We start from the raw sequence: 13,873 nt of genomic DNA on the forward strand, positions 1-13,873 counted from the left end.
CTCACAGGTGACATATGCAACTTCTGCCTGCACTACCTGAAGAGACAATTTTTAGCCGGTGTGTAAGAACGCGGGAAGTGTATGGCATGACTGCCGAGCAGTTTTTTTCGGTATTCTTCAATAAAAAAACACACTCAGTACATCCTTATTTGAACACATCACTGAATATACTGTCTGAAAAAACCACTGAGACAGGGCATGAACTCTGGAATCGACAGACACTTCTCCCACTCTATGCATGGGCAATGCCGGAGTATAGGGAAAGGCTTGAAGATCTGGCTAATACAGCAATGAACTTATACAATATATGCAACTTATCTACTTATGCAGAAGGTCATCCTGCATTGATAAAACATTGCCCTGTTTGCATACATCACGATGTCAGGAATTATGGAGTTGGATACTGGCACCGGCAACATCAAATTGCTGGCGTTACAAGTTGCAATCATCACCAAGTCAGGCTTAACACTATCCATTATCCCAGATTATCAGGCATCACACGCCACATGTTGCTACATCAGGTACAGCGAATAACACTCAGTAGTGAAGAAAACTTCTGTTTTGCTAAATTTTCTTCTGAGATTCTCGAATTTATATGCAATTCTAACCCTGAATTTATTAGCCATATACATTCACCTGTTATTCGCCGATATAGAAAACAAGTCCAGTCAAAAGAGCGCACAAGTGTATTCGAATTAGCTTTATACATGGAACTATCTAAGATCGTTGAAAAAATTGACCACTCGAGTAAAAATCTTTTCCCGACGAAAAAAAACACCTTTTCCTACTGGAGAAGTTTATTATTTAGCCGTTCACCACAGTCTCCCACCCGATACTTGCTCTTACTCTATTGTCTAAAAAAACTCGAACCATCCTAAGAGTTAAAAGTTAAGAGTTAAAACAATCCCAAGAGGAAACGTGCCGTTAGTCATAAAAAAAGTATCTCAAACACGAATTGTCTAATGTATACTTATGTTTCCAAATCAATTATTGTGCTAATGCCAGAGGCTCAGAATGTCAGTTAGACTAACTTATCAGCCAGATGAAACATTACATAGTTTCATATTTAGAGTTTGCCTGGTAAACGGAATTGAGCAGCATGCAGATGTAACAACCAGAAGCAAAAAGTGGAGAATAATACCTCGTATAAATGCGGAAACAGCTAAACACTTCAAATATTACAACGACCATGATTTTCTTTTACTAATTAGGAATTCATGGGGTGCCTGTAAGAGTGCGAGAATGTTCACAGATCCGACAGAATACATGTCAGATGTTGAAAATATTTACACTCCTACACAACGACGGGAACAATATAATACCTTACCTCAGATAAAGTACTGTATAGACTGCATGAGGGAGGCTATTAAAAATAAAGGATATGGATATTTTAAATCATCATGGCATTATTACTACTCAACCTACTGCATAACGCACAACAAAGGTTTAACAACATTACTACACACACCTTATGAAAGAAATCATGATTCTCTAAGAACCATACTTAGAGGTGAACATCCTATCGGTTGCTACAGTGTTATAGATTTCAACAACACAAGAGCAGAAAATACACCTTCAATTTATTTATCTACTAATGAATATAATACGCTACCATATGATAATGGAGATCTTATATACATCACAGACTGTCTAAGAAATGAAATCATAAAATTCATCCTTTCGTTTCCTGGAGAATTACCTAAAATGTCATTAATAAACGACTTTGCTAAAAAAAATACGATAAAAAAATATAGCAAAAGTTACCTTTCTAAGGACCAAAGTGTTTCTAAAATGCTCAGGATTTTTTTTCAGGAAAATTTCACTCCCTTCATTTCCTTCTGGGAAGAGAATGCAGTCAAAACTCCAATACCTTGCGGCGTAATTAACATTAATGATATTGTTGAATACATATTTATTTTTAGAAATATCGATTCATGCAACATGTGTAACTCATTGACATGTCCTGTTAAAAAACGTTTACCTTTCCCTCTGGCCACCTGACATCCTGCGGAAAAATTCAGATAACAACATCTTAAAATCTTTTTTAATTTTTATATTGATAACGTTTCTCGACCTTAATATTCGGGGTGAGTCTTATGACATTGCGGTTTCTATGCTATTCCACCACGTTTTACTCCGGGCAATGCTGAAGCGCCTCATGAACATGAAAAACCATCCCATCGAGATCAGTTAAGATGCATAGTGAATTAGCATCCAACGCATCATATCTATTAGTGAATAGTACAGAATACAATTGCTTTAGATCTCAACTCTCACTGCGACCTCGTTTTTGAAAAAAGACTATCACCAATTAACCTTTGTATTTTGTTAATTCGTTTCTTTGAGGAGAGAATAATTTTAAATTGCCATGAAAAAATAAAATTCATCAACAGGCAAAAATTCAGAATGTACATTTATGATATAAGTCCTATCCATGTACTCAGCATTCTACTGTCACGCACTAACATGAAGTCGATGGACATCATAAAATTAGCACGATTGTTACAGACAAATAGTATAGAAAAAGAATAACTGCTAAACATAAAAGTCCACTCGCCCAGAGTTTTTTTAGATTTATATGCTATAGAATAATCAACAATAATCTTTCCGTTTGATTCATAAAGTTTAAAAATATCCTGAATTTTTCGGCCAAAAGAGAGATGCTGTATAATCTCAAATGAATTTTCATACGAAAGTAATTTCTTTAATATTAAGAAAGTGACCTAACCCCAGGATTAGATACAACCTTCAGTTAGTAATGTCGGTTGGTTTTTCTTCATATTTCCTGTTTCGCCACTCCGTTGCGAATTCAGCTGGTGTCTGGTAATCCAGCGATGAATGGGGACGGCACTCGTTATAATCCTGCCGACAGTCATTAATCGTTTTCCGGGCATGAAGAATATCGCTGAACCAGTGTTCATTCAGACACTCATCGCAAAAGCGTCCGTTAAAACTCTCTATAAATCCGTTCTGCGTTGGCTTACCTGGCTGGATAAGCCGTAGTTCCACACCATGCTCAAAGGCCCATTGATCGAGCGCGCGGCAGGTAAATTCCGGGCCCTGATCGGTTCTTATTATCGCCGGATAGCCCCTAAACTGCGCGATGCAGTCCAGAATACGCGTGACCTGAACGCCTGAAATACCGAAAGCAGCGGTGATCGTCAGACACTCCTTCGTGAAATCATCCACACAGGTCAGGCACTTGCTCCTCCGACCGTTGGCCAGTGCGTCCATAACGAAATCCATCGACCATGTCAGGTTCGGCGCATCCGGGCGCAGAAGCGGAAACCGTTCGGTTGCCAGCCCTTTACGGCGCCGTCTGCGTTTGCGCTCAGTCCATTACGCTTGTGATTGACGTGAAGGCCCTCCCGACGCAGCAGCTGCCAGATGCGGCGGTAGCCAAAACGCCTGCGCTCCGCCAGCTCAGTGATGCGCCCTGATAAATGCGCATCAGCTGCCGGATGCTGAGCCTCATAGCGGCAGGTTGACTGGGACAAACCAGTAGCCTGCAGGCACGACGTTGCGACAGACCGGTCGCATCACACATAAACTAAACAGCTTCCCGCTTCTGGCCTGTCGTCAGTACTTTCGCCCCAGAGCCACCTGAAGTGCCTCCTTATCCAGCATGGCTTCGGCAAGTAGCTTCTTGAGGCGGGCGTTCTCCTCTTCAAGAGATTTGAGCCGCTTAACCTCGGGCACCTCCATACCGCCGTACTTCTTGCGCCAGGTGTAAAAGATGGCATCGGAAATGGCGTGCTTACGGCAGAGCTCACGGGCAGAAACCCCGGCTTCCGCTTCGCGAAGAATGCTGATGATCTGTTCGTCGGAAAAACGCTTCTTCATGGGAATGTCCTCATGTGGCTTATGAAGACATTACTTACATCGGGGTGTATTAATCAACTGGGAGTAGGTCAATGGGCTCGGTTCATTATTTTGGAGTACACCAATATCAGAACGAAGTTTAATATAACCAATCTGCTCTAGTTCCTTAATAGTATATTCGCGGTGCAAAAAACACTGGATTTGGGTACCATATCTAAGATTCATTTTGTGAGCAATGGTTGATACTCGCTGATATATCAATTTTTTTGAACAGCGTGAATATTGAGATGCAGAAATGATATTATTTTGTCGGCGTAACGCATTAGCTAAGAAAACCTCAGTATGCGTAAGGCTTCGTAACTCTCTCAAGTTATTAATTAAATTAAGGATATGAAGTGTAGTATATCTCCGACCTTCTTTTATAAATCTGATAAACTCAGTTGCTGAGGAAGTTCTGGATATACCATCCAGTGATGAAAGTACCTCTGATAACATCCCCCGGCCTTTTATCATAATGATAGAATAGCTGTCTGTTAGTTCATTACAAACACGACGCTTAATATCACGCAAGCTGAAAAAAGAATCAATATCAATAATACATAAGTGTTCTTCACACTTGCTATCTATTGAGGCTAACCACCCCACAGAATGAGTGAAATAATAGTCATCAGAGAATACGACTAAGGACATTAGGCAAAACCTTATTCTTTTTTAAATGAAATGAGACTTGTGTTTTCCACAGAGGGGTGCACATTAATAACAAATGTCTTATTTGATATTTGTTGACATAATATTTAGGAGTTACAAAACCACCCTAATACAGACGTTATTTTTTTGTCTGGCAGAGTTAGCTCTGTCTCTTTTTTATTTAGCATCGAAATACCCCCCTACTCCGTTAGTCTTTCAAGGACGCGTGACAAGGTAGACATAGAAATGGCCAGAACCTGGTCCAGTTCATTCTTATTAAGAGGTAACTCGAAATTGTGATACTCAAAGCCATAGCTTTTATAAGTGCGAGACAAAAGTTGCAGGTAAAATTGAATCTTTTTCAAGGCGTCATTTTTTGTCAATACTGGAATAAATTTCTGTTTTTCCTGCGCCGAACGTGACATGATCCTTACAATATAATCAGTAAATCCTAGCATAAGCTGGCTAATTTCGTAAAAATGATTGTTTTTCAGAACACAAATTTCCATTTCAGTTGCAGCCTGAATATCCTGCTGACAGTACCCGATTTGCAGTTCTTCCACATCCATAACCTGTCCTGGTAAAACGATCCCTATCAGCTGCCCTCGCGCATAGAAGACCTTAGCAGCCCTGCTACGTAGGGCATACAGCGCATCTATTTTCTCTCCCCCGTCGATAAATATACCCACCTCTGGCGATCTTCTTTTTTGTCTCCAGATTGCGTATAAACAACCGGTCTTTCTGTCTGAACAGATAGGCAGAGCATAGACCTGCAAAACCACACTATCCACAATTGACACAATTATTTTTTCCATTGTGAATGTATAACACAATCCTGTTATTGAATCACACAGTTCATTAAGGGCGATAAAGTATTCGCAATCGTAATATAATTATTTTCTCTTTTTTCTAAGAAGGTAGCGTATTCTCCCTCCATTCCAAATATTTTTATTGTCAGCGGGGTAATGTTTTTCGGAATGTTATCGTGAGCCATAATATCTTTTGTCGTAGTATTCATGCGATACTGGTTCCCGCTGACGTTATGATAGGAAAATGTTATAAAACGCGACAATTGATATTGCCGACCCTGATAGTCAACATTGCCGGAAATATTAAATGCGCCCGTTTTGTCCTTGTTAAATTCAACCGTGACATTTCCTTTGAATAAGAAAGAGCTATCCGAGTCGCCAACATAAGTGATATTAGCAAAGCAACGCTTGTCAAAATAAACATCCGATCGCAGACTTAGCTGCCAGGTTAACAGAAAAATCAACATAACCATTGCCAGCGTTAAGGTTGTCATCAGCTTCATTTTAATTTCCAGTTAAAAGCATAATGGTTCTCACAATAGACAATTTTTGATGTTGCCTTATCTATTGGACAATAAGAATAGAAAAATCGACCATGACTGCCGTAAAGAACACTGGGTTGAAAATAAACCATAATTTGTGCGGGTTTTCGGGCACACTTTAGCTCAAGTTCAGGCTGTAGCTGACGGATTATATTCATGACCTCAGGGTCAACTTCATCCGCTAAATGTTCATAGGCAGTAAATTTGCAGTTCCCGATTTTACCAATGCTGTATTCCGCAGCAAAACGGGGTGAGACCTGCTTCTGGCTGAGTATCCACATGTTGGCCAGCAGCAAAAGCGCTATAGCTGTAATCAGGCAAAGGATTTTTTTATCCTTCGACGCAGGTTTACGCTGAGATACAGGAAGAGATGATGTAATCTCCATATCCTCATCATTCAGAAGTTCGACGGCTATTTCCGGTGAGAAGTAAAAACCCACCTTGGGTACTGCTACAATAATTTCCTCAATGAATATTAATGATGTTAATGTTTTTCGGAGGATACTAATATACTGGCTCAGCGATGAGCTGGAACCCGGATGGCCCGCTTCCTCCCAGACTTTATCCAGAAGATAATCCCGTTCAATTACCTGGCCAGGCGACGCAATCAGTAATGATAGAATACGATTAGCGGTATTTGTTAGCCTTTTGCATTGCTCGTTTCCGGGTTCCCTCACCACAAGTTCCCCGTTCTCGCTATTGTAGCTGACTCTATTGGCTATCAAATATTTCATTCTAGTTTTCTATCGATAAATTTAAACAATTTGCGTTCTGCACAGATGCGAGCTCGGGTTTTGCCGAGCTGAGTGCATCGCAACCAACGGTCTGAGTACTGCAATATTATGGCTTAGCAGTTCGATAATGTCCCGGTCCAGCCGAAAATTTGCCGCCTCTTCCTCCAGAATAATCAATGCTTTTTCGCTAGTCATCCCCTGACGATAGGGGCGGTTCTCAGTCATCGCGGTGAAAACATCAGCCACAGCAATAATACGCGAGGGGATATCAAGCGCAGCTGCATCGAGGCGAAAAGGATAGCCACTGCCGTCGAGGCGTTCATGATGTCTTGCCGCCCAGTATACGATTTCATCCAGCTCTTCAATAGGGTGTAGCATCTCCAGCGTCTTATAGCTGTGTCGCTTCATTTGCGCGTACTCTTCCGGTTCCAGCTTCCCCTGCTTCTCGAGGATTTCCAGCGGAATACACAGCTTGCCAATATCGTGCAGATATCCCGCGATGCGGATTTTATCTTGCGTGTAGCTATCGCAGCCGTACAGTTCCGCAAGTTTCGCAGCCACGTGAGCCACGCTGGTACTATGAGTCTGTGTAAAGCTGCTGTAATTATCGATAATATTCGAAATCAGCAGACAGACCTCCAGAAAATCATGGTGATCCAGCACAACATCATTGAGTGGGCTGATAACGCGCAGCACCTGTTGTAATGCGGGCGAACTCAGGCGAAACCAGAAACCATCTTCGTGGCTGGCGTCCTGTAGCGCCTCGACCAGAAAAGATGGCCATAAGGGGCTACTGGCCAGAAAGCCGGAAACAATTTTATGCCGCTGGGCCACATAGTCACCTTTAATCCCTCGCAGCCATAGCTCAAACTCATCGGCCATATGCACTAGATGCCAGGTATTCAGCATTGTATGTTGCGTATAATCCAATGCTTCCACGTGGCGCGTTTCAAGAATTTCGGTCACTGGCTGTAAAAAACGTACGCCGGACATCATTGAGGCGCCAAGCCTTCCATGCTCTTCAATAAAGGCTTTACCATGGGCGCCATTGAAGGTATGCGCTTTGCTCAGCGCCCCGATATTGTGCAACATACCCGCAAGCCAGGCGTTATTGATGGCTGCATTGTCAAAACCGGCGCGATTTCCGAGATACCAGCAAATGAGACCCGTACGTTGCAAATGATACACCAGTTCAGGAGAAAGCGGGTGCATTATGCTGTGCAGAAGATCAAGTACAGTTTGAACAGATATTTTCATATAATCCTTTAACAGAACGAGATTAAAAACTTACCGTGGCCCGTTTGGGCCACTGTAAAATAGAGGATGTTAATCGTAGCCAAACATTATCTGCGCAGTCGCCACTACACTACCGGTTGATAATTCTGATGCGTTATAAACTTTGTAATAAGCATGAAGATAAATGTACTGTGTACTGCTAATATCATCATCCTTAGCGATATCTAATATTTGCGAGGCATGTTCCATATTACTGCTACTGGATATTTGCACTTCGTCGTAGTCACCCATAAGCATCCTACTACGAATGGCAATACCTACCCCTCCCGCCGTGGTTTCATCATTGACCATTATCTGGTAGCTGGTATCTGAACTGACTAAATCATTGCTGGATAACCATGCCTTAACGTTGCGAGTAGATTTTTTAATTCCGGCTAGGTTACCGCACTTCAGCGGGATAGTGAAATCTGCACCATTTGCCTTTCCATTTTTTTTCAGGACGCTAAACGAAGCGGGGGGTAATTTCACGCTCATGTCTCGTGTCATATTACATGTTGTTTCTTTTGGCTCAAACTGAATCGTCAGCTTCTCATAAGCAATAAAATAATCGGTGTCCCAGCTTTTGCGAGCGGTTTCAGCCATCATATTTGACCAGGCGCGGTAAGCATACGTTTTGCTTGAAAGGAAGGGTGAACTGGAACCGCTTCCGGTACCACTCATCACCGCAGGTATGACAGACAGTGCGCCGCTGGTTGTGGTTTTAGTATAGCTTTCCACTCCCACAGGCGGTGTCGACATTAGTTCTGCCCGTAGCGTATATTGTGTCTGATACGACAGAGAATGAATGCCCACGATACCGCTGACAGTCACTTTGGTATCGCCAGTAATGGTGGCCGTTAATTTTATCCAGTAGTTACTTTCACCATCCGTACTTTTGAAATTCAAATATATAGGAGAACCATTGAAGCCGGAAAAATAATATAGATGATCTTGTGCCAGACCACCTATTCCGATATTCCCGTAGGTGCAGGTCATACTACCCGACCAACTAGTGGTATAGGAATATTCAACGACGTTTGAATTCACGAAAGCCGATGAAAGATTTAGCGACTTATCCGATTCTGCGACGCTGGTAAAAAGTATACCAGCATTACGGCAGGTATCACCTGTTACACCGCGAGACTGAGCCTGCGACTGTGCTTGTGCTGATAATGCTGGTATTGCGGCTAATACTATTGCCGTAACCATAAGATAAAATAATTTTTTCATGATTGAGTTTGTTATCTGAATAAACAGAGTTAGCGACAAATATTTTCAGCATGCTCTGCAGGCTGGGAAATAGTGCAGAATTTTTTAGTTTTGCCTTTGCTGATATTCACTCTCAGGCTTGAGGGAAGCGTCTCTGACTTAATAAAAATCTGACTTCCCTGTGCGACAAAGCCGACTTCTTCATTCCCGGCACCGCTGACCACTGCGCCAAACGGCAACTGTTCCCCTTCAGCGGTTTGCACATCAAAAGTGAAAAGTCTGCGCGTGTCAGTTTTGTACTTCAGCCAGCTGATACTGCCTTCGTATGGCGCCACATTGAGTAAATTACCTTCAAGGTCTACGTCGCTTTTTTGGGTTCCATCCTGCTCCAGATGGAAATTATTCTGTCGGTACGGTGTCGCGCTGGTGATGAGAGCGATACCTTTGCTATTGGTGTGTGCAGATGTATTGCCGTTTACGACCGCGTTCACCACTCCTGGCGCTTCAATAATGACAAAATTACGTCCGTTATAAGGAGACGCCAGCAGCCCGCCCTTCCATGCCAGCAGATTGCCGCTGGCACCAAGACTTAGCTGGCGATATTCACGGGCCAGTGTCGCGCCGCTGTTCATGCTGGTATAGTCATTTTTCCAGCTGGTGTAGAGATCTGTTGCCCGCGAATCGTTGTCACTGTCGTGGCTCAGCATCAGGCTATAGTCAACATCATGCATATTCCCACTCATGCTGACATCAGAAGAGGAATATTTGCCGTTCTGCGCGCTGGCATGAGAAGACAGGCTGCCGCCGCTGCCAAATATCGACATCGGTATCGTGACAGAAAAATAGAGATTGTTTTCCGTCTTACCGCGTGAACGCAAGGCGCTCACCAGGTCGCCTTCATAATTTGTTTCATAGTCATAATAGGACTGCGTAACCTCCGAGCGGCGCAGCGAAACCGAGTAATTGACGCCGTGACTGGCATTGCTCCAGGTCATGTTGTACTGACGGCTACTTTTCTGACCACGCCAGTAATCGCGCCAGTAGGCTGATAGCGACAGTCTTCCAAATTGTTCCCCCAGCGGCTGATTAATATTGGCGCTAAAGGCTTGTTTGCTGTTTATCGTTGAGGTGCCCGTTCCGCCATAATCCTTAATATTGGATTTGGTCAGGATATAATCGCTAAAAGAAGCGTAATCCTGAGTACGGTAATAATACGAAGCCAGCGATATATTGGTTCGGGTTGGGAAGTACTTACTCCAGGACAGCGCGTATTTTTCTCCGTGGCGACGGCTATCGCTAGGCAGACGATACTGCGACTCCTCCACGGAAGCCGAGAGTGATCCTGCGTAGGGGACGGAAACTGCTCCCCCCAGAAGCAGAGACTGATAATCCTGGCTCCAGATCCCGCCCACTAACGCGGTGAGATAGTTATTCATCCCGCGAGAATAGCTCACATGGGCAAAATGGCTGCTATCGTCGACGTTGCGCATGTCCACCGCCCCGACGTTAATCTGATAGTCGCTGCTGCCGGGGCGCTGCATATCCGGGATCGAGGAGAACGGCACAACGAAGCGCTCAATGTTGCCGCCGGTGTTTTTTACCTCGACGGATAAATCGCTGCGTGAGCCGGTAGGCATCAGATCGCGAATGGCGAAGGGACCTGGCGGGACATTGATCTGGTGAATGATATGACCATCCTGGGAGATACTGACCACCGCTGAACTGGTTGCAACACCTTCGATCACCGGCATATATACGTTTTCGCTGTCCGGTAACATCTGGCGACTTTTATTCAGTGTCACCCCACGAAAACGGACCGTGTCATAATAATCAGACGTCGTATAACTTCGACCAATGCGCAGTACCGAATCGATAGCCGCAATCGGTTTTTCAACAAAACGCGTGGTATTGATCCAGCTACCTTTGTTGATCGAGCTGTAGCGCATCCACGATGAGCTATCGAGAAAATGCCAGCCATACAGATTAAGTCCGCTGTTCAGCGATAAATAAAGATTATCGCTGTCACTAATGCCATTCTCCAGGCCGTGAAAATTGTAATAGTTGAAATTATAATTAGTATACAGGCCATTAATTCCCTGATCCCATTTTTGCGGTGACACCCAGTTACGGCTGGACTCTTTTACGAAAGCCTGAGGTACTTCTAAATCCAGACGCAGTGTACCGGGTATCAGCGCACTTTTCCCTCCATGTAGCAGGGTATTAACGTCGAGCTTTTCAGCGCTGCTCTTATTTACTATGTCATCCAGACCCTTTATTGTCAGCAGAGATACGTCATCTTTGTTAATAAGCAACGTACCTTTATCGTCGTTATCGACGGAAATATTAAATCTCCCCTGCCAGACGTTATTCACATAAACATCCAAATCATAATTTCCCGGTGTCATAACCAGCCGGGAATTACTCCAGTCCATATCCGCTGAATTACCTACCAGCAGGCTGCTATTGAAATCCTCCGCCAGCGCGCGATATGAAAATAGCACAATGCTGACAGAATGAACTAGCAAGCTTATACGAAACAGAGAACTGTTTTTCATTAGAATTGAACCTGGGTCGTTTATCTGGGATATCAGTGGATAGTGCTAAATCTCTTTGCGCCATAATCATCCAGCCAGGTAAGGCGATATTGCCCACCGGACTGAATTTTGCTGGATACCAGCGCACAGCCAAACGGCGGAATAAATGCAGTTTCAGCTAGTAAATTATCTTTTCGGTTTTGCTTTAGCTCGCCCCCTTGCCAGGCCACGACCTGAGGGATAGTCATATAATAAGGCGAATTATTCTTCAGGCAGGTGTGACCGCCGGATGTCGAAACGGTAATTTTCTCCGCAATACTGCTGTCGAGATCGCTCAGAACATCCGGACGATAGAACAGTTTTATGCGATTGCGAATGGCTACCTGTAGATAGCTATCTTTACTTCCTTCGGGGACGGGCGGAACATCCAGAACGTTAAGCCAGAACACACTTTCGCGGTCTTTTGGCAGCGAATTGGAGGTTATCGCCGAGATTTTCAGAGCCTGTCCGGCGTGCCCGCTCATTTTTACGACCGGAGGCAGCAGAGAAAACGGCACTTTGACTTTCTCCGGCGCGGCGGAAGCATCGCCCTCGTCAATCCATGATTGCACCAGATGGGTTTGTTCGCTGTCGTTTACCAGTTGCACCGACACAAATTTGGCGCTGGCCGGATAAATAACTCGCGTTTCGTTGATCACAACGCTTGCGCTGGCATTCATGGAAATGAACGTAGCTGCAAGAAAAAGTATCAGTGTTTTCATAATGTCGCAGAGGAGAGCCGGGGAGACCCCGGCTGAATGAGTTAGTCGTAGCTAAAGGAATAAGTTGCGTCAGTAACTACTTTACCGGTTGTTACGGCCGCGCCACCGTAGTTGTAGTAGTTGGCATACATGGTTAATGTGACGCCATTTTTGGTGGCAGCGTCAGCGGAACTCAGGCCAGTATCGAAAGCGGTATCAAACGGTACGGCAGTGTTACCGTCTGTGGTGAGCGCAATACCCACACCCTCGGCGCCATTGTCGCTATAGTTTTTCAGGTATTTAGCGTCATCCGACAGGTTGCTGCTGCTGAAAGTGATTTTAAGCGTTTTAGCAACATCTGATGCCGCAGAGCAGTTTTTCAGATTCATGGTGAAGTCTTTGGCGTTGGTTTTAACTATACCGGCAGTGGTGCCCATATCACCTACAGCGATAGGGGAAAGATTTACAGTAAAGTCTGAACCGTTATTAGATACCACGTTACAGGTGGTATCGGACACCGAACCGTTAAAGGTAATGGTACCACCCGCTACACCGGTTGATTCAGCTGCAAGTGCGGAGCCGGAAACCATCAATGCCGCAACGATTAATGCTTTGTTAAACATTTGTGTATATCCCGTTTTCTTAATCAAATTTACTTTTGTCAGTAGCGAGGAATTATTTCCTGATCCCTGCTTCTCGCTACATCATCCTTGGCATCTGAACAGATGTTGATGATTCATTTCACCTTTCCAGAGTGGCAATTTCGGTTGCAGGACAACATTCCACGCCATAACTCAAGGCCAAAATATAAGACCATTAAATCTCAAAATGGTAAATGTAAATGTCGATTAAATTCTATTTTTAAGATTAAAACTCCAATTTTAATTCTTTTTTTAAATTTATATAATGTTTATTGGGGTGATGAAGCAAGCGTCAGGAAAGTAATTGCTGACCAGATAATGGATAAAAGCTGCAAATAACGATTTTGGAGAACAGCATAAGATGCGAATGATTTAATTAATTAACTTGGAAATAGCAAAATAGCAACAAAAAAAACAATATATATATATTTCAGATCGAAGGGAGTGCCTGCTTCGCAGGCTCCAGGCGTTTTGGTACGGCTGATAAACGCCCTGTTCAGAGTAATAAAGTGGAGATACTTTTTATATGTATGCTGAAGAGTCAGATCGAAGCTGGGTTTGCGCTGGTTGTATTGGAGAAGAATTTTTACGCAGTAGCATTAAGAAGGAAGGAACCCAAGGAACCGGTCATTATTGTAATGTTCTCACCATTCCGCCAACTGAATTCGCGATCTGCGTAAGACAAAAGAGGCTGGCACGGAAATGCCCGGATTCTAGTCTGAGCATTTTATCTATTAACTCTGGTATTCTGAGTGTTCAGAATGCCTTCTAATCAAGTCAGTGCAATGCGACGGGCTGCTATGTACTTAGCAAGGAAAAAAGTGTGAATGCTCACATTGTCAAGCCCGAGCGTGCTTATCAGCGTACGATGATGACTGTG

General features: G+C 43.7%; 11 protein-coding genes and 1 pseudogene. 2 read left to right on the forward strand and 10 right to left on the reverse strand.

From position 1 onward, the window contains the following. The first annotated feature begins 14 nt into the window (after window positions 1-14). A complete protein-coding gene (locus tag CWR52_RS09980) occupies window positions 15-878 on the forward strand; it encodes a TniQ family protein (RefSeq protein WP_104949555.1) in 864 nt (287 codons plus the stop codon). A gap of 136 nt (window positions 879-1,014) precedes the next feature. Further along, window positions 1,015-2,001, forward strand: coding sequence for a TniQ family protein (locus tag CWR52_RS09985; RefSeq protein ID WP_129546954.1), 987 nt, complete (start codon window positions 1,015-1,017; stop codon window positions 1,999-2,001). A 747-nt stretch (window positions 2,002-2,748) separates the two neighbouring features. Here the strand turns inward: CWR52_RS09985 and CWR52_RS09990 are convergent. From CWR52_RS09990 to CWR52_RS10035, 10 genes and pseudogenes are all read right to left on the reverse strand, one after another. Next, window positions 2,749-3,843: pseudogene (locus tag CWR52_RS09990) on the reverse strand (IS3 family transposase). Window positions 3,844-3,873: 30 nt separating this feature from the next. Beyond that, the gene (locus tag CWR52_RS09995; protein WP_129546955.1) at window positions 3,874-4,512 is read right to left on the reverse strand and encodes a hypothetical protein; all 639 of its coding nucleotides are present in this window, start codon (window positions 4,510-4,512) and stop codon (window positions 3,874-3,876) included. Window positions 4,513-4,709: 197 nt separating this feature from the next. Beyond that, window positions 4,710-5,309 (reverse strand): Crp/Fnr family transcriptional regulator, encoded by a 600-nt coding sequence (locus CWR52_RS10000; protein ID WP_129546956.1) that lies wholly within the window; start codon window positions 5,307-5,309, stop codon window positions 4,710-4,712. Window positions 5,310-5,347: 38 nt separating this feature from the next. Further along, window positions 5,348-5,821 (reverse strand): hypothetical protein, encoded by a 474-nt coding sequence (locus CWR52_RS10005; RefSeq protein WP_104949557.1) that lies wholly within the window; start codon window positions 5,819-5,821, stop codon window positions 5,348-5,350. After that, window positions 5,818-6,594, reverse strand: a complete 777-nt coding sequence (locus CWR52_RS10010; RefSeq protein WP_104949558.1) for a winged helix-turn-helix domain-containing protein — start codon at window positions 6,592-6,594, stop codon at window positions 5,818-5,820. Before CWR52_RS10010 ends, CWR52_RS10005 begins: the two co-directional genes overlap by 4 nt. A gap of 21 nt (window positions 6,595-6,615) precedes the next feature. After that, window positions 6,616-7,851: an HD-GYP domain-containing protein gene (locus CWR52_RS10015; protein ID WP_104949559.1), complete on the reverse strand. Its 1,236-nt coding sequence runs from the start codon at window positions 7,849-7,851 to the stop codon at window positions 6,616-6,618. A 69-nt stretch (window positions 7,852-7,920) separates the two neighbouring features. Then, window positions 7,921-9,099 carry a fimbrial protein gene (locus tag CWR52_RS10020; protein WP_104949560.1) on the reverse strand — a complete coding sequence of 393 codons (1,179 nt, stop codon included), beginning with the start codon at window positions 9,097-9,099 and terminating at the stop codon, window positions 7,921-7,923. A gap of 29 nt (window positions 9,100-9,128) precedes the next feature. Next, window positions 9,129-11,633, reverse strand: coding sequence for a fimbria/pilus outer membrane usher protein (locus CWR52_RS10025; protein ID WP_104949561.1), 2,505 nt, complete (start codon window positions 11,631-11,633; stop codon window positions 9,129-9,131). 32 nt (window positions 11,634-11,665) lie between these two features. Further along, a complete protein-coding gene (locus CWR52_RS10030) occupies window positions 11,666-12,373 on the reverse strand; it encodes a fimbrial biogenesis chaperone (protein ID WP_104949562.1) in 708 nt (235 codons plus the stop codon). A 41-nt stretch (window positions 12,374-12,414) separates the two neighbouring features. Then, window positions 12,415-12,975: a fimbrial protein gene (locus tag CWR52_RS10035; protein ID WP_104949563.1), complete on the reverse strand. Its 561-nt coding sequence runs from the start codon at window positions 12,973-12,975 to the stop codon at window positions 12,415-12,417. Window positions 12,976-13,873 lie beyond the last annotated feature (898 nt).

This window comes from Enterobacter sp. SGAir0187, from assembly GCF_002952735.2.
GTDB lineage: Bacteria > Pseudomonadota > Gammaproteobacteria > Enterobacterales > Enterobacteriaceae > Enterobacter > Enterobacter quasiroggenkampii.

Bases quoted from the DNA above. Each gene is read 5' to 3' on its own strand.
- CWR52_RS09980 (WP_104949555.1), top strand. From the start codon at position 15: ATGCAACTTCTGCCTGCACTACCTGAAGAGACAATTTTTAGCCGGTGT.
- CWR52_RS09985 (WP_129546954.1), top strand. From the start codon at position 1,015: ATGTCAGTTAGACTAACTTATCAGCCAGATGAAACATTACATAGTTTC.
- CWR52_RS09995 (WP_129546955.1), bottom strand. From the start codon at position 4,512: ATGTCCTTAGTCGTATTCTCTGATGACTATTATTTCACTCATTCTGTG.
- CWR52_RS10005 (WP_104949557.1), bottom strand. From the start codon at position 5,821: ATGAAGCTGATGACAACCTTAACGCTGGCAATGGTTATGTTGATTTTT.
- CWR52_RS10010 (WP_104949558.1), bottom strand. From the start codon at position 6,594: ATGAAATATTTGATAGCCAATAGAGTCAGCTACAATAGCGAGAACGGG.
- CWR52_RS10015 (WP_104949559.1), bottom strand. From the start codon at position 7,851: ATGAAAATATCTGTTCAAACTGTACTTGATCTTCTGCACAGCATAATG.
- CWR52_RS10020 (WP_104949560.1), bottom strand. From the start codon at position 9,099: ATGAAAAAATTATTTTATCTTATGGTTACGGCAATAGTATTAGCCGCA.
- CWR52_RS10025 (WP_104949561.1), bottom strand. From the start codon at position 11,633: ATGAAAAACAGTTCTCTGTTTCGTATAAGCTTGCTAGTTCATTCTGTC.
- CWR52_RS10030 (WP_104949562.1), bottom strand. From the start codon at position 12,373: ATGAAAACACTGATACTTTTTCTTGCAGCTACGTTCATTTCCATGAAT.
- CWR52_RS10035 (WP_104949563.1), bottom strand. From the start codon at position 12,975: ATGTTTAACAAAGCATTAATCGTTGCGGCATTGATGGTTTCCGGCTCC.